Origin of the sequence: Parapedobacter deserti (assembly GCF_042646065.1) — a bacterium.
Lineage (GTDB): Bacteria > Bacteroidota > Bacteroidia > Sphingobacteriales > Sphingobacteriaceae > Parapedobacter > Parapedobacter deserti.
The window spans coordinates 1-24,634 of the sequence record NZ_JBHRTA010000035.1; the positions used below are offsets into that span (position 1 = coordinate 1).

The 24,634-nt window shown below is 49.8% G+C and carries 17 protein-coding genes; 8 read left to right on the top strand and 9 right to left on the bottom strand.

The genetic code is table 11. The features are described from left to right. Positions 1 to 317 precede the first annotated feature (317 nt). On the bottom strand, positions 318 to 1,724 hold the full coding sequence (locus ACFOET_RS11150; protein ID WP_379022585.1) for a Gfo/Idh/MocA family protein: 1,407 nt from the start codon (positions 1,722 to 1,724) through the stop codon (positions 318 to 320). Positions 1,725 to 2,035: 311 nt separating this feature from the next. Next, the gene (locus ACFOET_RS11155; protein WP_379022587.1) at positions 2,036 to 2,380 is read right to left on the bottom strand and encodes a DUF4287 domain-containing protein; all 345 of its coding nucleotides are present in this window, start codon (positions 2,378 to 2,380) and stop codon (positions 2,036 to 2,038) included. A 324-nt stretch (positions 2,381 to 2,704) separates the two neighbouring features. Between ACFOET_RS11155 and ACFOET_RS11160 the strand changes: the two genes are divergently transcribed. From ACFOET_RS11160 to ACFOET_RS11175, 4 genes are all read left to right on the top strand, one after another. Next, positions 2,705 to 3,739, top strand: coding sequence for a sensor histidine kinase (locus ACFOET_RS11160; RefSeq protein WP_379022589.1), 1,035 nt, complete (start codon positions 2,705 to 2,707; stop codon positions 3,737 to 3,739). A gap of 2 nt (positions 3,740 to 3,741) precedes the next feature. After that, positions 3,742 to 4,494, top strand: coding sequence for a LytR/AlgR family response regulator transcription factor (locus ACFOET_RS11165; RefSeq protein WP_379022591.1), 753 nt, complete (start codon positions 3,742 to 3,744; stop codon positions 4,492 to 4,494). Between the two features lie 78 nt (positions 4,495 to 4,572). Continuing rightward, positions 4,573 to 7,008 (top strand): outer membrane beta-barrel protein, encoded by a 2,436-nt coding sequence (locus tag ACFOET_RS11170; RefSeq protein WP_379022593.1) that lies wholly within the window; start codon positions 4,573 to 4,575, stop codon positions 7,006 to 7,008. 423 nt (positions 7,009 to 7,431) lie between these two features. Continuing rightward, on the top strand, positions 7,432 to 8,922 hold the full coding sequence (locus ACFOET_RS11175; RefSeq protein WP_379022595.1) for a hypothetical protein: 1,491 nt from the start codon (positions 7,432 to 7,434) through the stop codon (positions 8,920 to 8,922). Positions 8,923 to 9,062: 140 nt separating this feature from the next. On the opposite strand, the gene ACFOET_RS11180 is transcribed toward ACFOET_RS11175, so the two are convergent. From ACFOET_RS11180 to ACFOET_RS11200, 5 genes are all read right to left on the bottom strand, one after another. Continuing rightward, entirely contained in the window at positions 9,063 to 10,262 is a 1,200-nt protein-coding gene (locus tag ACFOET_RS11180; protein ID WP_379022597.1) for a hypothetical protein, read from the bottom strand. Between the two features lies 1 nt (position 10,263). After that, positions 10,264 to 11,730 (bottom strand): RagB/SusD family nutrient uptake outer membrane protein, encoded by a 1,467-nt coding sequence (locus ACFOET_RS11185; protein WP_379022599.1) that lies wholly within the window; start codon positions 11,728 to 11,730, stop codon positions 10,264 to 10,266. Positions 11,731 to 11,740: 10 nt separating this feature from the next. Beyond that, a complete protein-coding gene (locus ACFOET_RS11190; protein ID WP_379022601.1) occupies positions 11,741 to 15,109 on the bottom strand; it encodes a TonB-dependent receptor in 3,369 nt (1,122 codons plus the stop codon). Positions 15,110 to 15,385: 276 nt separating this feature from the next. After that, positions 15,386 to 16,528: a FecR family protein gene (locus ACFOET_RS11195; protein ID WP_379022603.1), complete on the bottom strand. Its 1,143-nt coding sequence runs from the start codon at positions 16,526 to 16,528 to the stop codon at positions 15,386 to 15,388. 68 nt (positions 16,529 to 16,596) lie between these two features. Next, positions 16,597 to 17,181 carry an RNA polymerase sigma factor gene (locus ACFOET_RS11200; RefSeq protein WP_379022605.1) on the bottom strand — a complete coding sequence of 195 codons (585 nt, stop codon included), beginning with the start codon at positions 17,179 to 17,181 and terminating at the stop codon, positions 16,597 to 16,599. Between the two features lie 411 nt (positions 17,182 to 17,592). Here ACFOET_RS11200 and ACFOET_RS11205 point away from each other — a divergent pair, with 411 nt between their 5' ends. The 4 genes from ACFOET_RS11205 (at position 17,593) to ACFOET_RS11220 (ending at position 21,485) form a co-directional block, all read left to right on the top strand. After that, entirely contained in the window at positions 17,593 to 18,246 is a 654-nt protein-coding gene (locus ACFOET_RS11205; protein ID WP_379022607.1) for a YczE/YyaS/YitT family protein, read from the top strand. Between the two features lie 196 nt (positions 18,247 to 18,442). After that, the gene (locus tag ACFOET_RS11210) at positions 18,443 to 19,633 is read left to right on the top strand and encodes a redoxin family protein (protein WP_379022609.1); all 1,191 of its coding nucleotides are present in this window, start codon (positions 18,443 to 18,445) and stop codon (positions 19,631 to 19,633) included. Between the two features lie 384 nt (positions 19,634 to 20,017). Then, positions 20,018 to 21,118, top strand: a complete 1,101-nt coding sequence (locus tag ACFOET_RS11215; protein ID WP_379022611.1) for a Fic family protein — start codon at positions 20,018 to 20,020, stop codon at positions 21,116 to 21,118. Between the two features lie 190 nt (positions 21,119 to 21,308). Beyond that, a complete protein-coding gene (locus ACFOET_RS11220) occupies positions 21,309 to 21,485 on the top strand; it encodes a hypothetical protein (RefSeq protein WP_379022613.1) in 177 nt (58 codons plus the stop codon). A gap of 214 nt (positions 21,486 to 21,699) precedes the next feature. Here the strand turns inward: ACFOET_RS11220 and ACFOET_RS11225 are convergent, their stop codons facing one another. Both ACFOET_RS11225 and ACFOET_RS11230 read right to left on the bottom strand, forming a co-directional pair. Continuing rightward, positions 21,700 to 23,145: a sulfatase gene (locus tag ACFOET_RS11225; protein WP_379022615.1), complete on the bottom strand. Its 1,446-nt coding sequence runs from the start codon at positions 23,143 to 23,145 to the stop codon at positions 21,700 to 21,702. Continuing rightward, entirely contained in the window at positions 23,138 to 24,601 is a 1,464-nt protein-coding gene (locus tag ACFOET_RS11230; RefSeq protein WP_379022617.1) for a RagB/SusD family nutrient uptake outer membrane protein, read from the bottom strand. Before ACFOET_RS11230 ends, ACFOET_RS11225 begins: the two co-directional genes overlap by 8 nt. Positions 24,602 to 24,634: the final 33 nt, after the last annotated feature.

Sequence of the window (24,634 nt, forward strand, 5' to 3'; positions counted from 1 at the left end):
TGCCCAGGGCTACGGGGAGACACGGTTGGTGAACGGATGCAGCAACGGTGTTCCCTGCTCGCGCGAGCAGCACCAGGCCAACAGGCGGACTGAAGTGACCGTGCTCGAGTATTGATAGTGGCCGAAGCAGCACCATCTATTGGATAGACCAACTATTTGAGCTTCGATTGCTGTTCACTCAGTACACCCTGTCTGCAACCAATTTGGGGTCCCATCTGCGCATGGGCGCCCCATAGTTAGCCTGCTGTTTCGAGCCGATTGAAAAGGCTGATTAACTAATCTTTACTAGCCCGCTTCTGTGTTAATGAGTACGTGAATCAAACCATTTCCCAACCCGGTCGAACCGGCTCGCGGAGATATCGGTCTGCCTCCGGTAAGCCCTTCACTTTCATGTTTTCACTATCCCAGCGAATTTTCTTTCCGCCCAGGCGGAGCGAAAGTACACCAAGAAGCGTGATCTCGGTGAGGCGGGCCCCGTACTCAAAATTCGAACTCGCGGCCGGGCCACCCTTGATGGCGTCGACCCAGTCCCTAAAATGTCCATTTGACCGGGGAATGCTGAGCTTTGGCGGATTATACCTTTCGCGTAGCTTTTCAGGAAAGAGCTGCGGGTTTGAGCCACCTGCCCCAGTTATGAGAACACCCTTTTTTCCGATGAACATGGAACCTCGGGCGGGTAAATCCACGTTGTCGGGCACTATCTCGGGGCGGGCGGGCCGTAAACCGCCGGAATACCAAACCTGCTTGAACTCCGGCTGATCCCCTTTTTTGGCAAAATGGTAATATCCTACCTCTCCATAGGGCGCGATATCGGCATCGCTATATCCCGCGGGGTGTACCTCAACGCTTTCCGGTGCCTGCAGGTTAAATGCCCATGTGGAAGCATCCAGATCGTGGCAGCCAAAGTCGCCCAACGCACCGCAGCCGAGCGACCAAAAATCCCTCCACCTTACGGGAATATACTCCTTGCGGCATGGCATATACGGAGTGGGTCCCAGCCACAGATCCCACACCACTGCCTGTTCATCGAACGTAGGCCCTGTGGGCAATCCCTTTAAACCCGGGTTCCACCGGGAAGCAGGCACCCAGGTGTGCGCTTCCTTAACTCTGCCGATCGCACCGTCACGGAGATACTCCACGGTCTGCCGTATTCCATCCCCGCTATGAAGCGCATTTCCCATTTGAGTCGCGAGGCCGGTTTCGAGTGCAACCTCCCTTACTTTGCGCGCTTCCCAGATGTTATGTGTCAGCGGTTTTTCACAATACACATGTTTGCCGGCCCGCAACGCCTTTATCGTGACATACGCATGCGTATTGTCAGGCGTGGAGCACATAATAGCGTCGAGCGAAGATTCTTTCTCAAGCATTTCCCTGAAATCGATGTATTCGCTGATCTTGAAGTTCCGGCTGGCCGGCCTGTAATGACTTTCTATCATTTCCTTTACCGGCTCCCTGCCCGCTATGGACTTATAATAAAAATCTTTTAAATCCCAATACTTTACCGGATCCGCAATGGCTGTGATCTGCACATCCTTCAATTTCAAAAGTGCTTCTGCGTTTTGTCTGCCTTTTCCACCCGCTCCAACGATACCCACCGTTATTTTATCACTCGGCGCTAAAAATCCCTTTCCGCCCAGCACATGCCGCGGAATGATCATAAATCCGGCGGCCGCCACCGCGGCGCTTTTCACGAACTCTTTGCGCGAATATGTTTTTTTCTTCATGCTGTTTCTATTGATAGATCGTTATTTGCTACCAAATTTACGGAAAAGCTGAGACATATGGCCAATGGTACGTTAGCGTCTGACCGGCCCACTTCGGCCGTAGTTATAAAATAGAGTGTATCTCCAGCAACCGTTGCGTCCGAAGATCCAAAGGACTAGCCGTTGATTACGGCAGGTCTATCTCCTCATACAAGACCCGGAGATTTTCAACGCGGTTGCCTCAATTCCGGCAACCGAACGCATAAAGCACTGATGCCAACTATTTAAAGCGCCTGACGATTGAATCCATTCACTAAGGAAGAAAATCATCACTATTCCCGTTTCCCCTTGAGATAGGCGTAAATAGCAGTAGCGTGCCCGTGGCCTAATTCAAAGTCTTCTTTTAACCAATTGGTTATTTCAGTAGCTTTCACGCTTTTTTTAATTTCACCATTTTCGGTAAACCCTTTTTCAGCGGCAAGCGCTTCAAAATCGGAAGGGGATTTTCCTGTTTTTTCCTGAATGTTTTTAAGGTAGGTTTGAAATGACATCGAGTTAGTTTTTTCCAACAAAGTAGCAAACTTAATAAGAGAATTGTTATTTCGCAATACTGCAAAGCTATTTGGATGCAGCTCTTGGCAGGAAATCAATCTGGTTGAACAGCTTAAAAGCAGCATGTTATTTAATTATTTCACCTTTGACAAAACAAACATCTCTTTTTTTCGTTTAAAAGACAGGTTTAGGTTGATAGCCCCTAACCCCATTGGGGCGGACCCGTTACCTTTATAAGGTAGCGGGTTTCTTTTTTTAAGAAGTCGCTTTCCAATTCCGGTCATTCATCACCGTTGCATCCCCCTCCGCTTGTTTTCGTGATTAAGCATGATTTATTCGTCTTGACGTATCTACGGATTTCAGTTGGTTTAAAATAACGTTAATTTTGCTGGAATATAAACGTCTCAACCGCACGGCGATGCAAACAGGCTTCCATTTGAATGAATGATATGAGGATTAAACAATCTGCTGTTTCAAATCGAATGCTCCTATCCACTTCGGTGCTTTTGGGGCTCTTCCTCATTTATCCCAATATTGCCAAGGTGTTACAGGGGGGACATGATGAATATCTTAGGGATGGCGGTATAGTTGAATATATTATTTTTTTCCTGTTTAGGTACATTTACTTCAGCTCGCTGTGTTATATTTTGCTACGGAAGAGCATTGGCGGTGCCGTACCCGATCGATATTTCCGCGTGGCAAGTCAAACGTTCATCATCGCTTGCATCGCGTTCTTTCTTTACCTGCTTATCGCTTATATATCCAACAAAATACTGGATTGGTTCAGTGTTATCCTGTTATTTCAGTTTATGACGACCTTTGCCGTCTGCACGCTTTTGGGATATGCTTACACGCTGCACACGCAGAAACAAGCCAGGGAATACGAAATCGAGCAGTTGAAAGTGGATAACCTGCAAAGCCAATATCAGGCGCTCACGAACCAGGTAAATCCGCATTTTTTCTTCAATTCACTTAATTCGCTCTCAGCATTGGTTCGAAATGGTGACGAGGAGCAAACGCTTGCGTATATCCAGAACCTTTCCAAAGTCTTTCGCTATATCCTGGGAAGCGAGGGAAAGGGCCTGGTTCCGCTGGAAGACGAACTGGACTTCCTCGATAGCTTCTACTTCCTCCAGCGTACGCGGTATGGCGACTATTTTCGTTATAGTATATCGATTCACGAAGACAATAACGATCTGGAGCTGCCTGTATTATCGTTGTTGCCTATACTCGAAAATATCCCGAAGCATAACGTCATTGACAGTGAACAGCCGATGGAAGTGTCGATAGACATCAATCCGCAACAAGAGTTAGTAGTGACCAACCCAATACAGCGGAAAATTGACCCGCCTGCTCGCAGCAATCGAATCGGTATTGCCAACCTGGAGAGCCGTTTCCGGCTGTTGATGGGCAGTGATATCGTCATTTCGGATGACGGAACGCATTTCGCGGTACGTCTCCCTTTAAAACAAAGAAAAGGATAACCATGCATGTGCTGATTGTAGAAGACGAGCCGCTTGCGGCCGCAAACCTCGAGAAGATACTGGGTGAAGTGGCACCGGATATCCGGCAAATCAGCCGGACCGAAAGTGTAGCACAAACCGCAACCTGGTTCCCACTTCACGGGCGGGAAGTTAACCTCATCTTCATGGATATCCATCTTTCTGATGGATCGGCGTTTTCCATTTTCCAAGCTACCGAAATCGATGTACCCGTAATCTTTACGACGGCGTATGACCAATATGCCCTCCAGGCATTCAAGGTAAACAGCATTGACTATTTGCTGAAGCCGATCGACAAAACCCATCTGGAACAAGCCATGCATAAATTCAGGAAGCAGGGTACGGCTGAAGTAGCGCGTTACCTGTCGAGGTTGGCTGTCATGGCGCCGTTCGGGCGTTTCCCGGAAAAGATATTGGTGCCTGTCCATGACAAGCTGGTCCCTGTCGCTGTTGAGGAAATCTCTTATTGCTACAGTACCAATGGCGAGACATCAATTGTTACGAAAGACGGCAAAAGCCTCTCTTACAACAAGCGGTTGGACAGCATCATGCTGTCGCTCGATCCCGATCGTTTTTTTAGGGCAAACAAGCAATTCATCATTGCTAAGCGGGCTATTGAAGGGATTACCATCTGGTTCGACAACAGGCTGATGGTATCACTGAACACCAGGGTGCCTGAAAGCCTCTTTGTCAGCAAAAACCGCGCTTCCGAATTCCGTCAATGGGTTGCCGGGTAATTTCGTCATAACCTTTCAATATTTCGTGTTGCCGATGAAGTCGCAAAATTTCGTCAAATGCCGCAGTATACTTGCGGTATGGATAAAAATTTCCTAATAAGCTGCATACTATGTATAGGTTTTATTACCACCGGATTATCGAAGGCACAACGGCCGCCGCATAACGATATATCCGGCAAGGTTCTCAACCATCGGGATCGTACACCCATCGCTGCGGCCACGGTTCGTATCCGCTCTGGGGATGGAAACGCTGTCGTGGCCAGCACGATTACTGACGATTCGGGGTTGTTTACACTATCCGGTGCTCAGCCAGGAAGGGAGCAGCTTTTGGAAGTGTCTGCATTGGGTTATATACCCTACCGCTCCCTCGTTGATTCGATAGGTGCATCCAGTGAGATCCTACTGGTTCCGGATAACGTGGAGCTGGAGGAAGTCACCGTCATCGGCCAGCGGCCCGATATGCAAATGGGCGTGGATCGCAGGATATACAACATTGCCGGAAATCTCAATGCCGTGGGTGCGTCGGCAATCGATATCCTCAAAGACATCCCCAGCATCTCCATCGGTGTGACGGGCAACATCCAGTTGCGCAACCGCGCCCCCATCATCTTTGTTGATGGGAAGCCGACGCTGCTGACGATGCAACAGATTCCCTCGGATCGAATAGACCGGATCGAGGTCATCACCAACCCCTCCGCGCGGTACGACGCCGCCTCCGGGGCGGGCATTATCAACATCGTGCTAAAAAAGAATTACGAACGGTATTGGAGCGGCATTGCCACGGCATCCGCCGGATTTCCCGGCATCGGCGGGGCCACGTTCAACGTAAACCGGCAACAAGGGCCGTTCGGCTTTACATTGGCCGCTGGCCACAATCGCTCGGGTGGGATAGCCGATTCGCGTACCTACCATGAGAATATCCGCGATGGCCGGGTTGTAAACCATTACGGCCAATACACCGAGAACGACAGGCGAAACCGGGATTCAGACATCAATTTCGGGGTCGACTACGCCATCGACAGCAACCACACGCTATCAATTTCCCAACTGTTCGGATCGGGGCGCGGTATTGAAGACGAGCAGCAACAACAGTCCTTTTTCTTCCCCCCCGACGACGCCGGGCACCAGGGGACACGGTTAGGCGACCGTGACAACCGTTCCCTCCGAAGCAGCACCCGGCTGGATTACCGGTTTGCCAACGCTGGGAAGGAGCTGACCGCTTTTGCGCAGTATAACACCAGCACCAGTGACGCCCGCAACAGGTTCCGGTCAGACTTCATCATCGATGGTGATGGCGTTGACCATACCCCTGCCGATCTCCGAGAAGCCAACGAAACCGGGAGCAATCAATGGACGTTCCAGGCAGACTACGTAAACCGCCTTGACGAAAACCGGACGTGGGAAGTTGGCGTACGGAGCCTGTTGGGCGAGAACACCAGTCGCTTTACATTTACCAACGTTGTGGATGGAGTAGGGACGGTACTCCCCATTAGCAACCATTACCGCATCGAAGAACAGATCAGTGCAGCATACGGGCTGTTCAGCCAAAAGATACGTCGGTTTTCTTACCAGGCGGGATTGAGGCTAGAATATTCACGGTACACCGGCACCTTGCTGGACCGCGGGGAGCGTTTCGGATACCAGTACCCGTCGGGTAGTGGTGACTGGCAGAACATGCTCTTCCCGAGCCTTTCCACCACGTATGAAATTAATAAGGCAAACCAATTGCAGGCCAGTTACACACGCCGGCTTCGGCGGGCGGTCTGGCATGAAATCTCACCTTTTGTGCAGATCCGGGATTCCTACAGCCTGAACCAAGGCAACCCACTACTGGAGCCAGAGTTCATCCACTCCTTCGAACTAAACCACCATAAGACCATGCGGGCATCCCAGCTCATCACGACGGTATATTGGCGCCACATCCCACAGAGCATCATGCAGTATGCCGACACGCTGTCTGCTGAAATCTATGAGCAGATGGGCTCGGCCAGTGTGTCGCGCGAAGCCATCGTGGACTACTACATCAATGCCGGGACGGCCAATGTATTGGGGGCGGAGTTGGCGGTGAACCTCAAACCGACCCCAACCATCGGCATCATGCCATCCATCAATGCGCAATACAATACTATTCCCATAATCGGTGTCGGCGAGCAATTGAACACAAGTGGCGTAAACTGGCAGGCGCAACTATCGGCCTCGTACAGCACGGGGGATAGAAATGGTCTTTTGGGAAACATCAGCTTGCAGTTAAATGCAAACTACGAATCCAAGCGGGCCATCGCCCAGGGATACGTGCTTCCGGTGTACAACATTGATTTCGTAATCAGGAAAAGCTTCATGCGAGAAAACCGGGCTTCCGTCGCACTCGCGGTAAACGACCTGTTCAACCACCGCCGATGGACGGCCATTTATGATACACCCACCTATTACCAGGATGCCTATCAGCGTTGGGCTATCCGCACGGCAAGGCTCACGTTCAGTTATCGGTTTGGCAACCTGTCGGACTTTCCGTAGTCTATTGCCCTAAAAGATGTTCTGAATGCTCCGATTTTCTGGGGGGTCAGAAACTCTCCGAAAGGAAATGTAAAGTAGTCCTATGCAATTCTAAACCGCGGCGAATTTCTTTTTGGGACTGTTTGTAGAGTTACGATAGATTCGTTCGCTCGTCGGCTGGAAACATTGAATTATCTTCGGGTCTACAGTATCCGAATAGTACGTCGAATACGATCTTGCCTGACCAAATGTTTCTATTCAAGGTAATCCGGTCTCCATCTATTGTGTAGTTCTGGTTTTCTTGGAAAAAGATAAAAGAAACTGCTTTCAGTCGAAACAGCGACCTCTCCCCCAAAAGAGGGATGGCCTGGCAGCGTTGAATCGCCTACCTTCGTTTTCAAACAATAACGCATCTACTACAATTTATTTGAAAAACATCTCATTATGTCAAACTGCAATGTAACGTTTTACAAGAAAACCGACGGCGAAAAGGGAACCGACGGTTACAAAAACTATGATGGCCCGCAGTCTGTTGCAGACCTAAGCCAGGTTTTATGGGAAGGAACCACCTTTGATAACGATATGAAAGACGATATCAGTTGGGTAGACACCGGTTCCCAGGCATGGGTACGGGTCTATTCCAAAGCCAACTTTCAGGGAAGAACAGCGCTCATCGGGCCCGATCAGCATATCAGTATGCAAACGCTGCGGGACGAAAACGACGAGGACGACATGGATGACACCATCGAGAGCTTTCAGCTTTATGATCACAAGCCCGATGTCAATACCAGCACTATCATCAACAACCTGTTGGCGCTTTATCCCGGGTCGGTGCGGTCCCGGAAAAATAATCGGTATGAAACGGAATGGTACGCGCAAGACTCCCAATACCGTATCTACGATCCTTCCATCGAACTAAGCGGCAACACGCTGAGTTTCAGCATGGACCTTGACCATATCCAGCTCGAACAAGACGATCATGCTGTCATAACCTTCCGTATGGATCTAAACGGCGGTTTTGTCGATCAGATCAAAGTGACCTATGATATTGCCGAAGCGACACAAGTTCCCGAATGGGCCATTAAGTTGATCGATGGCACAATTGAAGCCGCCAAATACGGAGCGATGGCCATTGCCGATGGCGCTGTGATCGTCCTTACTGATGGGGTCGGCGTAGTTGCCACGGTAGAAATTAATCGACTCATTAAATACACTGCACAAGCACTGACGTTCTGCGTCGATCATCTAAATATTGTGCTCGGCGCAGTTTTCAAATTTCAGAGCGACGGCGGGACCGCCAACTTCCCGGCCATTGTGTCGCACGGTATTGCCAGGCTTATACTCGCCTATTATCAAGAATTATACGGGCCCGACCCGCATGACACCCTGGGTTTTAGCGAACAACGCTTTTTAAACACATTGGGAACAGGGGCATGGCAGCATACGAAACACAATCCGTTTGTAGAATTCGACGAAAGCGTATATTCCTACCGGGCATATTACCCCGATAACACGTTCTTCTACGCCAGGGGCGGGGCATTGTCCACCGTCAAGGTCGATGCGATCACAGATAACCGCATAGATGACCACTTGGTGATGCAGGCTATCTTTGATCCACATGGTAAGCTGTTCGCTGTGGCCGGATGCATCGATATTTTTTCGGTAAAAAATATTTCAGATTACACGATGCCCGCAAGCGGCGTGTTTGCTTACAATGCCGAAGGGAAGATGATTCATGTCCTTCAGGGCGGCGAGAAGGTAATCGAAGTACAGGGCTATGACTCGTTAGCGGCTGCATTTGCCGATAGCATGAAGAGTGCGCTGCGTCAAGCGGAAAACGAATACGGTATCAACCTATCGGACCAGCAGATCATTATGATCGATGCGTCCATTCGGGTTTTGAAGGCAATGGGTGATGCAATAGTAAACGGCTGAGCTTTCCCCAGAATCATTGGTGCCATCTGTCATCGAGTCGGCGTCTTATTCGTCCCCTAGATGCAGTCGATTGTGGCTGATGTTTATACAGGGCAATAAGAATTCCGGAGCATAATCTTCACTTCGCCGGTGGGGCATAATCAGTGTTTCGAAAACCATTTGGAGTTCTGCAATAACAGCGCTCTCAAATCGACTTCATACACGTTCCCTTCCTTATCCGAAGCCAGCGCAATCCACGCTTGTGCCGATGCCAAATATTGCTGTTTTGCAGTTGTCAGATCATTGATCATATACTCATTCGAGTAGATGCCTATTTTGGGTGCCCCTACCGACAGGTTTTCCACATCAACCGTCGAAAACTGAACGATGCCTTTGTTCCTGTCCTGACTATAGACGGTATAGCCTACGAAAGCAATGTCTGGATAGTCCGTTAGTATAACGGCTGGTCTACTGGGATGGATTTCGGGTGTTAGGGGCGCAAACGAACGATACTGCCACTCGTGCTCTCCTTCTTTCTTTCGCCACAGCTCAAACACATTCGTCCCATGACCATCGTGGCTGTTCTTCGTTACCATCCACACGTCGTCACGCTGGTTTGTTTTGATATTAATGTGGTCATCGGCTATCTGCTTCTCTTTGCCCAGAACCTTCGGTGCGGACCATTGCTTAACATGGTCACCAATCACGTGGGTGCGCGTTTCAAAGAACCCTAAATTCTGGTTAGACCATATCGCGTGTACCTCTTGGGAGGTAGCGGTCACTGTGGCGATGTCATCGGCACTGATGCCGCTGGCCAGTACATACGGTTCAGACCAGAACTTATCCTCCGATCGATGCCACAACACGACACGGTCACCGTTGTCTGCTACCACCCAGAGCGCCCCGTTTGAGCTATGGGCAATGGTGGCCGTTTCTATCGTTGCATCAGACGACGTTTCCAAATTTACCGCCGATCGCAACGCCCAATTTTCTTGCTCTTTGGCATCAATCTCCAGCACACTCAGCCGCGCGTCATCTACAACTACCGCATAAATCGAAGTCCCCTCCACTTGCACATCCGCCCGGCTGGGCATACCTTTCAGTTGCTTCGTTATATCGTCTTGCAACGCCCATTTTTCTTCTCCTAACCGTTTCCATATGGACGGGCCCGAAGTGGTGGGCAACATCGCCCACCACGTTTCGTGCATATACCAAAGTTTAGACTGCGGCTTGTCCTGCGTGGGAAACTCCGTATCCACGCGGATAACAGTTTTCGAGTTTGTCTGCGCATACCCTTGGCTAAGAAGACCAACGAGGAGACACAAGAGCCATATGGATTTTAGTTTTTGGACACGAGCCATCTTAATATCCGGGGTTTTGTTTTAGCTTAGTTGGGTTCAAGTCGATTTGCGTCAACGGCAGGGGGAATACCAACTGATGCTGCTGCACCCCATTAGGCATCTTAGGCGACAATACCTCAATCGCCCGTCCCGTACGAACTAGATCATACCAGCGGTGCCCTTCAAATGCGAGCTCCACACGTCTCTCCTGTTCGATGGCCAGTGCAAAGTCATTTTGGCTATCTAAACGCAGGCTGGGGTCTGAATGATCAGCCATTTTGCTGGGTAATCCCGCCCGGTTACGTATCATATTTAAATAGTTGAATGCCTCACCGTTTGCAACGAAGGCCTCCGCGTTTAATGCCTCAGCATACAGCAGCAACACATCGGCATAACGCAGTATTGGCCAGTTGTCGCTTGATCCGCCACCGCGTATCGGCATATGCCTGAATTTATTGGTAAATCGGCCAGGCAATCCGGTCACCACTTCACCTGATGTATTTACCCAGCTGGTATGCAAGGAGGCATCCTTTCGCAAGTCGCCCGGCTCGTAAGCATTTACCAAATCCTCGGTCGGAATATTGTAGCCTCCGGCCGTTGACGAATAAGGTAGTCCGGTATACATATATGGTGTATAACGTTCGGTATAGGACGACCCGGTGCCTCCGGAAACACTGGCTTGGTATTGTACTTCAAAGATCGCTTCATTATGGTGTTTGTTGGTAACCTCCCACAGGTCATTATAGTCTGGGAGTAGCTCGTAAACGCGGGAATCAATGACCGTTTTCAAGGCGGTTTTCGCGTCAGCAATATTTCCCTGTGTCAGATACACCTTGCCCAACAAAGCCCACGCAGCACCGGAGGTGGCACGCCCTTGTTCATTGGGGACGGTCAGCGGCAAACTTTGGGCAGCTTCACGCAAATCCTGTATTATATGAGCATACACTTCCGCTACCGGAGACCTGCCTTTGCTATACGCTTCTTCAACAGAGGTGAGGTCTTTGGTCACTAATGGTACATCTCCAAATATCCGCACTAAATTGAAATAAAACAGGCCCCGCAGAAACTTTGCTTCGGCACCTACGCGTGTCTTCGTCTGCACTGAAATGTTAGCTCCGTCGACCCGATCTAATAACACGTTGGTATACCAAATAGCCTGATAATGGTGATTCCAAACATCCCGCACCACTGTGCTATGGGATTGTATGCGAAAAAGGGACATCTCATTCAGGACCGATCTATCGGATGCCGTAGAGCCCATTTCAGTGTTATCGGAGGCCAGGTCTCCAATCAGCTGGACGTAATCATTATAGGTTCCTACATTACGTAAAGCCCGGTATGCGCCATAGATCGCATTTTGAAAATCCGCTTCTGTGTTATAAAAATTTTGCACACTGGCATTTGAAATGGGCGCTTTATCCAAAAAATCTTCACACCCGCAAAACGCGATGCAAATAGCTGTGAGTAATAATATTATATTTCGTTTCATGGGTCAACTTTTAGAAATGAATATTCAAACCGAAGGTCCAGGATTTTGAAAGGGGGTAGTTAAAATAGTCTACCCCTGGGGTCAGTGAGTTGTGCGAGGTGCTGACTTCAGGGTTGTACCCCAGATATTTATTCGTAAACGTGAAGGGGTTCTGTGCCGTCGCATACAGCCTCAGTCTGGATATGCGCAGGTGCTCGCTGACACGTTGGGGCAGCGTATATCCCAGCGAGATGTTTCGGATACGCAAATAGGAACCGTCCTGAATGTAGAACGAAGATGAGGTGCGCCTTAAGCCATACACGTCGATGCTTGCCTTGTAAACTTTTCCGTCGCCTGGTTCCTCAGGGGATCGCCAACGGTTTCTAGCTATCCCCAAGTTATTTGTCCGCCCAGTCATGGACATGGTCTGGTACATATTTAACAACATGATCTCCGATCCCTGTACGCCTTGCACCATAAAGCTGAAATCAAAATTTCTGTAATCGAAGCTGTTTGTCATCCCGTACGTAAAATCAGGTTGATAATTGCCCAAAATGGTGCGGTCATCAGCCGATATCACCCCGTCTCCGTTCACATCTTTTACTATCGGGTCGCCCGGCCTATCGGTAGGCAAGTGCGGCATACTGTTTATCTGTTCCTGGGATTGGAAAACACCGTCGAAAACATATCCGTAGAAGTTACCCAGCGGTTTGCCGATTTCGGTGTAGTGGGTGTCGCCAGCGTTGGAGTAAGCAGTTGAGAAAATGGGGTCACCGCTGGGGCCAAGCTCTAACACTTTGTTTCTGTTGAATGATATGTTAACGTCTGTCGACCATTTAAGGGCCCCAACGAGATTGCGGGTGTTCAAACCTAATTCCACTCCCCTGTTTCTCACTTTACCGATGTTTTGCAGCGTGCTGGTTAACCCTACAATACTGGGCACGGCGACCTGTAACAAAAGATCCGTATTCACTTTGTTATACACGTCGGCAATCAGGTTTATCCTGTTATTAAACAAACCCGCTTCAATTGCGACATCGAACTGCCGCGACTTTTCCCATCCCAAAAGACTGTTGCTCATGGTTGAAGGGGCGATACCAGACACCTGTTTATTGCCGATGATATAATTGGTATAATTCAACAAGCCGGCGAAGCCGTAATTTGAAATGTTGTTATTCCCGGATAAGCCATAACTAGCCCTTAATTTCAAAGAGCTAATCGGACGCACATTGAAAAAGCGTTCATTAGAGATCATCCATCCGGCCGATACCGAGGGGAACACTCCCCATCGATTACCCGACCCGAAGCGCGAAGAGCCATCGGTCCGGATTGTAGACGTGGCAAAGTACCGATTGCTATAACTATAGTTTACCCGTCCCAGATACGAGAGTAGTGACCATTCCGCGCGTGTCGTATTAGCACTGGATACCTGCCCGGCATTGAGTGTAGGCACCAGGTTGTTCGGGAAGTTTGTCGCTGATATGTATGCATAATTGTATTTGGCATTTTGCGCGGTAAACCCAGCCAACACATCAAATTTGTGGTTAGACCCCAATTCAAACGTATAATTAAGCGTGTTTTCCGAAAGCCAGTTAAACGATGTGTTATAATCGAATGACCCCGTCGCCGGGTTGGTAAACCTGGAGTGCCCCGGGTTATCGGCCACGAAACTATCAAAGCTATTCATGAAGAAATTTTGCTCGGTCTTATTGTAATCAAAGCCCAGCAATGCTTTAAGGTAAAGGTTCGGAATTATCTCATAGTTTACGCTCGAGTTGATAACAGATCTGAAGGTGTTGTTTTTTCTATCGTACTCATTGATAAACGCCATCGGCGAGCGAGTTTCGGAAACGCCGTAACCAAATCCCTGGAACGAGGGGTAGCTCCCATCCTCGTTCTGAAGGCCCAAAAATCCGACACTATTGATCATCGTACCAATGATGCCCTGGTTAAACTGTCCCTGATCTTCAACCAATTTATTGTTAACAAAACTTGTGTTTACGTTCGTTTCAATCTTAACGCGGTCGCTCACGGCATTCATCAAATTGGCCCTAACGGAATACCGCTCAAACTTGGAACTTTTAATTACCCCTTCTTGCCCAAAGTAGCCTGCTGAGATGGAAAAAAGGTTTTTCTCACTTCCCCCCTGTACCGACAGCTGGTGTTCCTGAGCTGGCGCCGTTTGGAAAATTGCGTCCTGCCAATCCGTTCGTATCCATTGTTCGGGCGTAAACAGATAAGGGGAAATCTGGTAAAGTGCTGGACGGGCGGAATTGGGGTCGTTCCGGTTTCCTCCCAAATATTCCCATGCGTTATTCCGCGCGTCCAGGGCAAACTCCACATACTCTTCGGGGCTCATCAGGTCGAGCTTGACGCTCACCTGCTGGAGCCCATAAGAAGGATTATAAGCGATGCGCGTCTGACCCGAAACGCCCTTTTTCGTCGTTACGATTATCACGCCGTTAGCGCCCCTCGACCCATAGATCGACGTAGATGAAGCGTCTTTCAACACACTGATTGACTCAATATCCGACATGTTGAAGCTACTCAACGAAGCGGCATCTATCGGAAAACCATCGATGACATAAAGTGGCTCGTTGCCAGCTGTAATGGATCCGGTTCCCCGCACGCGGATGGAGGGCGCCGAGCCTGGCACGCCCGTAATTTGGCTTACCTGAACCCCTGGCATTTTTCCAATCATCCCCTCGGTAAATGTACTTGAGTTTGTTTTGCCCAATTCAGCGCCTGAAATAGTGGAAACCGAGCTTGTTATGTTTTCCTTCGTTTGTGTTCCGTACCCTACTACCACTACTTCATCCAGCCCGCCGACGCTTTGTTCCATCATAACGTTCAGGGTGGAAACGTTGCCGACCCCATGCTCTATTGTGTTGTAGCCGATAATAGAAAACACCAATGTACCTTCCGAGCCCGGTATATTAATCGAGTAACGACCGTCTGATCCGGTGATGGTAACCGTGTTTGAGCCTTTTAATCTGACCGTCACCCCTTCAAGTGGATTAGCGTCGGCATCGTTGACGATACCGTTAACGGAGCGCTGCAGGGCTTTCACGGGCTGTACACCGCGTGTAGCGGGTTGTGCTGGTGAAGTCGCGCGTCCAATCAAGATTGTATTTTCCCGGATGTCGTAAGTCAGCGCAAGGGGAGATAGTACATTGTCGAGAAATGTGTCAAGCGGCATCTGCTTTGCCGATACACTGACTTTAGTCTGATCGTCAAAGAAACGGGTGTTATAGATTACGTGGTGTCCCGTCTGCTTTTGTATGGTATTAAACACCTGTTTCAGCGTCTGTTCTTTTGCCTCCAGGGTGATGGTCTGCGAATAAGAAGCGGCGCTCAGATGAAGGCTCCCGATTACCGTAAAAATGGCTGATAACTTCATTACAAGCAGTGGCCTGATAAGTGGCCTACGCGCTAACCGTCGCCGTAGGCTATTGAAAATCATATACATGGTTAATTTTTAATACTACCAACCTAGATTATTGCTAAGTTTGCAGTGATGGATAATAAGTATTAGTTGTTCCTCAATTACTCAATACGTTATCTTAGTTGACAGGGGAAGTGGTGGTACACTTTCCCTGTATTTTTTTACTGATACTAACTGGTGTCCTTATTGGTCATATCGTGGGTTGTTGAAGGTTAATGATTTATCTTTTCGCTATTTGATGACTAATTGGTTGCCCCGCAGTGTGTGCTTTATCTCCGAAACTCGAAGAAACTCCAGGACAGTTTGAAGCGTCACGTCGCGCGGCATGGTGCCGTTAAACCTATCGTTCGGAATGTGTTTCTCATAAACCACATCGATATCGTACCACCTGACCATCATCTTCATCATGTCGGCCAGTGAAGTGTTGTCGAAGTGGAAATACCCTTCTTTCCACGCGATAAACGGTGCGACATCCACGTGTTGCTTAAAAACATCACCGTCGGTCATGATGCTTTGCTCCTGGGGAGATAGCATCACGCTTTTTCGGGCGGATGAAGCCGTCAGTCGGACACGGCCTGTCACGAGTGTCGTATAGGTGCTGTTTTCATCCGGATAGGCCGAAACGTTAAATTCCGTGCCCAATACTTCGATTTCCTGTCCACGGCTCAGCACCTTAAAAGCACGCTCGGTATCGTGCGCGACGTCAAAATAGGCCTCGCCTTCCAGTTCCACTTCGCGGGATGGGCCAACGAATGCCGTGGGGTATCTTAGCGACGAGGCGGCATTCAACCATACTTTCGTTCCATCCGGGAGTGTCACCTGGTATTGGCCGCCATTTGGGGTGGTGAGAAGCAGCATTTGCGGTTTCGCTGACAACTGATCCCGCCGGTTCTGGTGTGCCGTTATGATGTTTCCATCTCCGTAGGCAACCTGGTTGGCTCCAATAACCAATTCGTTTTGCTCACTGCTTAACTCGATGAGTCGCCCGTCGGCTAATCGCAGCACCGCCCGGTTTCCGCCGGGCAACACGTCGTCAATTAATGTTTCCACGCTGGCAGCTGCTGGTTTCTTTCCCGCACTGTGGCTCATATAGGCGATCAGCCCCCCACCCACGGTGAGCAGCAACACCGCTGCCGCGATATGGACCCACGGCTGCTGTTTTCTTATTGTTCGGTGGTGTAGCCGCTGGCGTATCGCTTCAATATCATTGTTGAGATCGTCTGCCGATAAGGGCGATTCCTTGCCTGCGTCAAGTTGATTATACCCGTGTTCAACCCATGCGCGTTCTTCGTCCGTGCAGGTGCCGTCAACATAACGGCGCAAGATAATATGGATGTCTTTTCGTTCCATCGGGTAGGGGATTAATTGCCCCATTCATAAGTAGAGTTTAACAAACAGGGCTTAGGGTGTAGAAAAAAAAAGAAAAAAGTGTTTTAGGCCAATTAGTAGAGCCCGAGTAATATGAAAATAGCCAGAAAATGGTTAAATTTGAGCCTCAAAACCTTAAGCGCGTTATTGATCTGCGTCTTTACCGTGGCGGGCGACAGTTCGAACGCTTCGGCAATTTCCTGGTGGCTAAGCTGCTGTTGCCTGCTCATCAGGAATATTTCGCGCATTTTTTTTGGTAGCCTTTCGGCCTCCGCCTTGATCAGTTGTTCCAGATCATTGGCTATCGTCATCTGGTCTGGGGTGGGCTGTTCGGGACGGGTATCCAATTCGTCCACCATTTCCTGCCATAGGGAGAGACGCTTGCTGCGCACCTCAAAGTTGATCACCTGATAGCGAAGCGCCGTGTAAAGGTAAGCCGAGCACTTACCTTCCAATTCAATTGTGTGGCGGCTACTCCAAAGCGAAGCGAATACATTGTGGATGAGGTCTTTGGCGGAATCCCTGTCGGCCAGGCGTTTGCAGGCGTGGAGGTATAGTGCGCCCGCATAACGATTATAAAGTTCAGTAAACGCGGCATCGTCGTCTGCGGAGATAAAGCAAACCAACTCTTCATCAGTATATAATGCGTACTGCGGCATTTATGTCGTCTATATTCAATAAAATTGCAGACTGGGCAGCATGGTAATTGGGTGCTCAATCCCCTTTGTACTTGTCGTGTTTTTAGGCCACAAAACTAACAGCGCAATGCGAACTTAAGATTACGCCACGGTTAATTATGGTTAGCGCAGGGCTGCCGATTTTTCGATTTTGGGCGTAGCGGAACTCCGGGAAGATTACACATAGCCATCTCCGTTTCCCTCAACTAATACAAATACAAAAATTTCGATTGCACCTAAACGACCTATATTACCAGCAATGCATCAGTGCATAAGCAGTAATGGTTTTACAGGCTTTGTGGAGAAGTTAAATAACCGTGTGTGGTTATCCGAATACGTATGCGGCCATATCCATTGTGATGATGAAGGCCGAATTACTACTTTTGCGCAGATATGGGAACCCTTCACAGCAAGGATAGCCTGCGAAATTGGCTGATACGCTATAGTTTTTTCTTTTTAGGGTTGGTGTGTTTCGGATTGGGCGTTGCCATTTCCGTCAAAATGCAGCATTTGGGCCTACATCCTTGGGACGTGCTGAATATCGCTCTCTTTGAGCGTTTTGGGCTTTCAATTGGCACTTGGACGGTTATTATTGGCTTTTTGTTAATAACGATCTCGCTGGTGGTCAGTCGAAAATATGTCAACCTCGGAACTTTTCTGAACGCTTTGCTTATCGGTCCTATTATGGATTTCTTTCTTTGGTTGGATATACTACCCGCTCCCACTTTTACCTGGACGGATTACCTGTGGTTGTTAGTAGGAATCGTAATAGTAGGCACTGGAGGAGGTTTGTACGTATCCGGCGGAATAGGTGCCGGCCCCCGTGATGGTTTCATGCTTTCCATGGCGGAGCGTACTAGGCTTTCCGTCAGCAAAGCGCGAATTATCGTTGAATGTGTTGTGTTGTTCGTGGGATACCTGCTGGGAGGCCCGGTGTTCCTTGTTACCTTTCTCTATACGTTTATCATGAGCCCCATTTTCCAGTATTCACTAAAGTTCTTTACGCAACTTAAGAACGAGCTGTGTGACCCGCTTCCGAGCCGTTGAGCGATATTCCGTTTATTATCTTTGCGAAGGCCGGATTGATGGTCTCGGTAGGTGCCGGGATGGACATCAACGCCGTTGTCTACAATGTTGATGCCCGCTTTTGGTATGATTTATGTGCGTCATTAGGCACACCAAGGGTTGAGGCTATCCTATTTACCTGAATTATTGATCGATGACAAATTTAAGTGTGTTTACTATGAAAACCTTACGAAATCTTACGGGGAAGGTCTTGTTTACCTCGGGGCTATTGATGGTGGTTGGTTTGCTGGCGGTGCGCGCTCAGGAAAAAATCACGGATTTACAAATCGGTGATGCTGCACCTGATTTTGAACTGCTCGGTATTGACGGCAAGACGTATTCCTTGGCAGATTTCGCGGATGGGAAGTTGCTGATGGTTTTCTTTACCTCAAATCATTGCCCGACATCGCATGGAGTGGAAGAACGCTTATTGGCTTTTTTGGATGAGACGGATAAAAAGGATCTTTCTTTCGTGGCCATCAATCCCAATCATCCGGATGGGTTAAGTATTGACGAACTTAGCTTTAGCATTTATAACGATGGGTACGAAGATATGATCCGTTATGCGGCAGATCGCGGATTCACCTTCCCGTACTTATATGACGGCGAAACGCAAGACGTTGCCAGGGCTTACGGCTGCTTGGCCACACCGCATGTATTTATATTCGATGAACAGCGCAAATTGCGTTACAAAGGTCGTTTTGATGATTCGATGTATGCCGATGCCTCGACGGTAAAGTCGCCAGATGCCCGAAATGCGGTTCAGGCATTGTTGACTGGAAGAGAGGTACCTGTCGCGGTGACGCAACCCATGGGCTGCTCCACGAAATGGCGCAGTAAACAAGCCGGCATCCTCGAGCGGATGGCGCAATGGGATAAAACTCCCGTTGATGTAGCGCCGATCGATATCGATCAAGTTGCCGCGGTGCGCGCAAATGGCAGCAATAATTTCCGTTTGATCAATGTCTGGGCTACCTGGTGTGTCCCTTGCGTGGAGGAATTCCCGTTGTTGGTTTCCGCGGCAAGACGATTCGATTGGCGAAATTTTGATTTCATCACCATCAGTGTGGATCATAAAGACCAAAAAGAGGCGGTCAAAGCGTTTTTGGAGGGCCAAGGCGCAGGCTTGTCAGACCCAGGCCGTGGGCGAGTGCTTGAAGACGGCAGAACAACCAATAGCTACTTGTTTACTGGAGGCAATGCGGATGAGTTGATGAAGACGTTGGATGACCAATGGCAAGGAGGCGTTCCCTACACGGTCCTGGTGAATCCACAAGGTGAAGTGGTCTGGCGGAATCACGGGGTGGTGGAAGAAGAGGAAATGCTCAGGCAAATGGTGAATGCAATTGGTGCACATTATGTGCCCTAAATAGCGTTCTTCCCACATCATCGCATTTCTTTCGAAGACGTGATCATCTAAAAATCGCTTGAACCAAGAACAAAACGGCACTAACTGCCATTCCCATACGGGAGGAACCGTGTAGCTGTTTCAGGGGAGATTACAATCCGCTACCGGAGAATGCTGACGTGCATAAATTGTTGACCGAAATTAGAAATGACGCGTAAGGTTGTTTTTTCGGATAATCGGGAAGGAGCAATTGGAACCTTTGGTTGGAAGTGTATTCCAGATTGCGAACGCATCACGTACGCTATTCGATGCGGAGAATAAATGTTTTTATGTCCGCATACATTGCGGAGTATAACTTTTGAATGCGGAGAATATTGCCTATATTTGCCGTACAATTTGCGGAGAATGTATATCCATCAATTACATCATTGGCCTGATTTCACATGGAATGCGGATGAAATAGCCCCGCTCTTGGCAGCGGTACGCTTTAAACAGGGAAAGCTTTTGGGCTATATGGAGCACTTGGGTTTCGACTTAAAAGCTGAAGCGGTATTGCAGACCTTGACCCAGGACGTGGTTAAGTCCAGTGAGATCGAAGGGGAGTTGCTGGATGTTGACCAGGTACGGTCTTCCATAGCCCGTCGCCTTGGGCTGGATATTGTTGGCTTGGTGCCTTCGGATCGGCATGTCGATGGTGTGGTGGAGATGATGCTCGATGCCACACAACGGTATGATCACCCGCTGGATGAAGAACGATTATTTGGCTGGCATGCCGCATTGTTTCCTACCGGTCGCAGCAGTATGCATCGTATTGTAGTAGGCGATTGGCGCAGGAATACCAAGGACGATCCCATGCAAGTGGTGTCAGGGGCGATGGGCAGGGAGAAGGTACATTTTCAGGCACCCGATAGCGTGCAATTGCCGGTAGAGATGGAACGTTTTTTAGCATGGTTCAATAGCGATATAGCCATCGATCCCATGTTAAAGGCCGCGGTTGCCCATCTTTGGTTTGTTACCATACACCCTTTCGAGGATGGCAACGGACGGATATCAAGGGCGATAGCGGACATGCAATTGGCAAGGGCGGACGGTAGCCCCCAACGTTTTTACAGCATGTCAGCTCAAATCAGGCAGGAGCGGAAGCACTATTATTCGGTATTGGAGAAAACCCAATCGGGTGATTTGGATATTACCGAATGGTTAAAGTGGTTTTTGGAATGTTTGGAGGGGGCAATTGATGCCTCGGATGTGGTGTTGGCTTCGGTGATGCGAAAAGCTAAACTATGGATGATGCCGGTAGCACAGACGTTCAATGACCGGCAACGATTGCTATTGAATAAATTAATGGATGGGTTCGAGGGTAAGCTGACGTCATCTAAATGGGCAAAGATTGCTAAGTGCTCGCAGGATACAGCAACCCGTGATATACAAGACTTAGTCGTAAAGGGGATACTGGTCAAGGACGAAGCTGGGGGAAGGAGCACTAACTATTTGCTCACCGTATAGTATTACGGCTCCTATTTGTACCTATTATCATAATTGATTCAATCAATACAAACTACACCCTGGAAAACCCGGACAGTCGGCAAGTAAGCGAATGTCTTGCGGAAAACCCCCGCTACAGAACCTCAGCCGCTGGATAAAATTGTGCAGACGGAAATGTCTTTACGGTTTCCTAGAATAATAGCAGTATAAAATGGAAAAACTGACAGTCGAAATAGCCAGCCCTCCGGATCGAGATGATTTGGTAGCCGAACTTTGGCTAGATGGGAAAATGGTTGCAGAGATAAATCAAGAAAGCAACGAGCTGGAGATTGAATATACTTTAAAGATAGATTTAAAGTCTCTTATCAAGACTTCATTGATGGTCTGATGGAAGCTAAAGCTAAACTGCTCGGGGACAAATAATTTAATTATTGGTGCACATTATGTGCCCTAAATAGCGTTCTTCCCACATCATCGCATTTCTTTCGAAGACGTGATCATTTAAGAATCGCTATTGGGATGTTAATCATCTGCAACTCGTCGTGGTAAGAAAGGCATAATAAAAAACCGGCACCCCTCATCGGAGTGCCGGTTCCGGCGGGTTACTTAGATGGGGAGTAATCTGGATTCACCTTGGGCAGCGCCGCGTCGACGCCTTCCAGCCAGCCGGCCAACTGGCCATCCAGCTGGCTCACCCGATCAGGGAAGCGCGCCGCGACATCCTCGGTTTCCCGGGGGTCGTTTGCCAGGTTGAACAGCTCGTACCGGTTACCCTGATAGCGTTTTATCAATTTCCAATCGCCCTGCCGGATGATGCTGTAGGGCACTTCATCGTGATAACGGTAGTGTGGGAAATGCCAAAAGAGGGGCCGCGGATCCAGTTCCCCGCCATTGGTGAGCAACTCGGCCAGGCTTACCCCGTCAAGCTGGGAGAGGTCTCCGGCATCGGCGCCGGCCAATGTGCAGAAGGTGGGGAACAGGTCGTGGCTGATTACTGGCTCGTCAACGATCTGGCCGGGCGTGACCGTACCGACGTGCCGGACAATGAAGGGCACCCGGATGCCGCCTTCATACGGAAATCCTTTTCCCGAGCGAAGCGGCGTATTATCCGTCACCCGTAGCAACCCACCGTTATCCGATGTGAAGACGATCAACGTGTTTTCAGCGATGCCCAGGCTATCCACGGTGTGCATAATCCGGCCGACCAGCATATCCATGCTTTCCACCATGGCGGCATACTCAGGGTTCTGCTGGCCGCTGGTTGAGGGCTTATTTTTGTATTTCTCCACCAGCTCCGGCTTGCCCTGTATGGGGGTATGCACGGCGTAATCGGCCATGTTCAGGAAGAACGGGCTGTCGCGGTGGTTGGCAATGAAGGTAACGGCCTCATCGGCCAGCCGGTCAACGAGGTATTCGCCCGTCTTGCGCGGCGGAATGTTGTATATCCCGCTCAGCTTTTCGTTGCTGTACGGGTCGAAATAGGAAGGCGGCTGGCCGTAGTCGCTTCCGCCGATGTTGATATCGAATCCCTGCTTCTCGGGGTACCAGTCGTCCGGGCCAAGGTGCCATTTTCCGATATGCGCCGTGGCGTACCCCACGCCTTTCAGCGCTTCTGCAATCGTCGTTTCTTCCCGTTCCAGCCACAGTGGATTCGATGGGGTAAGGAGTGAATCGCCAGGGCCGCCTTCGTAAGTCCGCCGGTAGGTATGATCGGCAGGGATATCACCGCCCTGGAAGCGTGCGCGGATCCAGTCGGTGATGCCGGTCCGTGCGGGTGCCTTGCCGGTCATCAACGCCGCCCGTGTGGGCGAACAGATGGCGGCAGCGGCGTAGGCAGTGGTGAAACGCATGCCTTCCGCCGCCAGCCGGTCGATGTTTGGCGTTTCGTAATAGGTGCTGCCGTAGCAGCCCACATCGGCCCATCCCAGGTCGTCAATGGTAATCAGGATGATGTTGGGTCGGCTATCGCCCGCATTCTGGCTGCCTCCGCAGCCTACCAGTCCGAGGGCAACGATACCCAGAACCCAACGATTTGTACGATTAGTCATAGCCTTCGTTTTGTGTTAATTGCTGATTTGCTTCTAACTCCCGGCGGGGTATCGGGTACCGTACATGGTGTGGCTTGGCAGCTTTGCCCCGGGCAATGGCCGACCCGATGAATTGACCATGGCGGACGAGGTCCTGGCGGCGCAGTCCCTCCGAAAAAAACTCCCATCCCCGTTCCCGCAAAACAGCGTCCCGGAAGTCTGCCGGCGTGGGTACATTATCCAGGGTCAACAGGGATACGCCCGCGCGCTCCCGGATATCGTTGAGCAGCGCCAGCGCGTCATCGGTGGGCCCATTCAATTCATTGAGCGCTTCGGCCTTGCTTAAGAGGATGTCTGCATACCGGATGATGGGGCAGTCGTTGCCATGAAATGCGTTGATGGCTGACGGATCGGGCACATACTTAAAGCTCCGCGCATTGTCCAGGGGCCTCCCTTGCTCATCTTCCACCAACTGCACTTGCTGGCCCTGTATGGTGGTGTATTCCGTGAGAAACATCCTTAGCCGTCGGTCGCCCGGTTCGAACGATTTCACGAAGCTGGTATACGTACGGTACTGCGCGCCGTAATTCTCCCAGTTAGGCAGCACGGGGTAGTTTGGTGGAAATGCGTGCGCCATGTAGGTATTTCCAAAGCCACTAAGCGGCAGGTACGGATGGGTGTAAATGAACTCCGCATTGGTTTCGTTGTCCACGGTAAACAGTTCCTCGATCGCACCAAACAGTCCATACTGCCCCAGGCCGATGAGCTCATCCGCCGCATCCGCACTGAGCTGCCACTGCTTGGTATTCAGGTAGAATTTACACAGCACGGCGAGGGCTGCACCCTTGGTAGCTTTGCCGATCATATCCTGAACGGCCGGAAGTGCATCTGCGGCCGCGCGCAGCTCGGCAGTAAGGAATGCCGAAAAGTCGGCTTCCGAAGGCCTTACGGGTTCCATATCCAGGGTTTCGGACGTGGTAATCAACGGCACCGGCCCGAACAGGTCGTACAGGTGGAAATAGGCCGCTGCACGTATAAAACGGGCCTCGGCGGTCAGTTCAGCCAGCCGCTGTTCGGGAAGCGAAGTAGCCAGGCCGATATTGTCCAGCAACGAATTGGCGTTACGGATGGCGCGGTACATTTTCGACCAGGAGTTGGAGAAAAATGCATGCGATTCATCCCATTGGAAGTTCATGAACAGCACCGCTTCCCGCTCGAAACCGCCGCCCGATTCCAGCGCGATATCGGTGGGAAATTCCGCAAAGGTATGGTTGAACTCCCGGTTATTGCCTTTAAACTGTAACTCGCCATAGGCGCTCACCAATACGCTGTTGATGCCTTCTTCGGTCTGCAGCAATTTAGCCGGGTCATACTCGGTGTATACGGCTTCTTCCAGGAAACTTTCGCACCCGGATAACAGGTAGCCGCATGCCATCACCGCCACAGCTATTAGTCGATATTTTTTGATAGTAATCATATGTCTATTGAGTTAGCATGGGATAGATTTTCA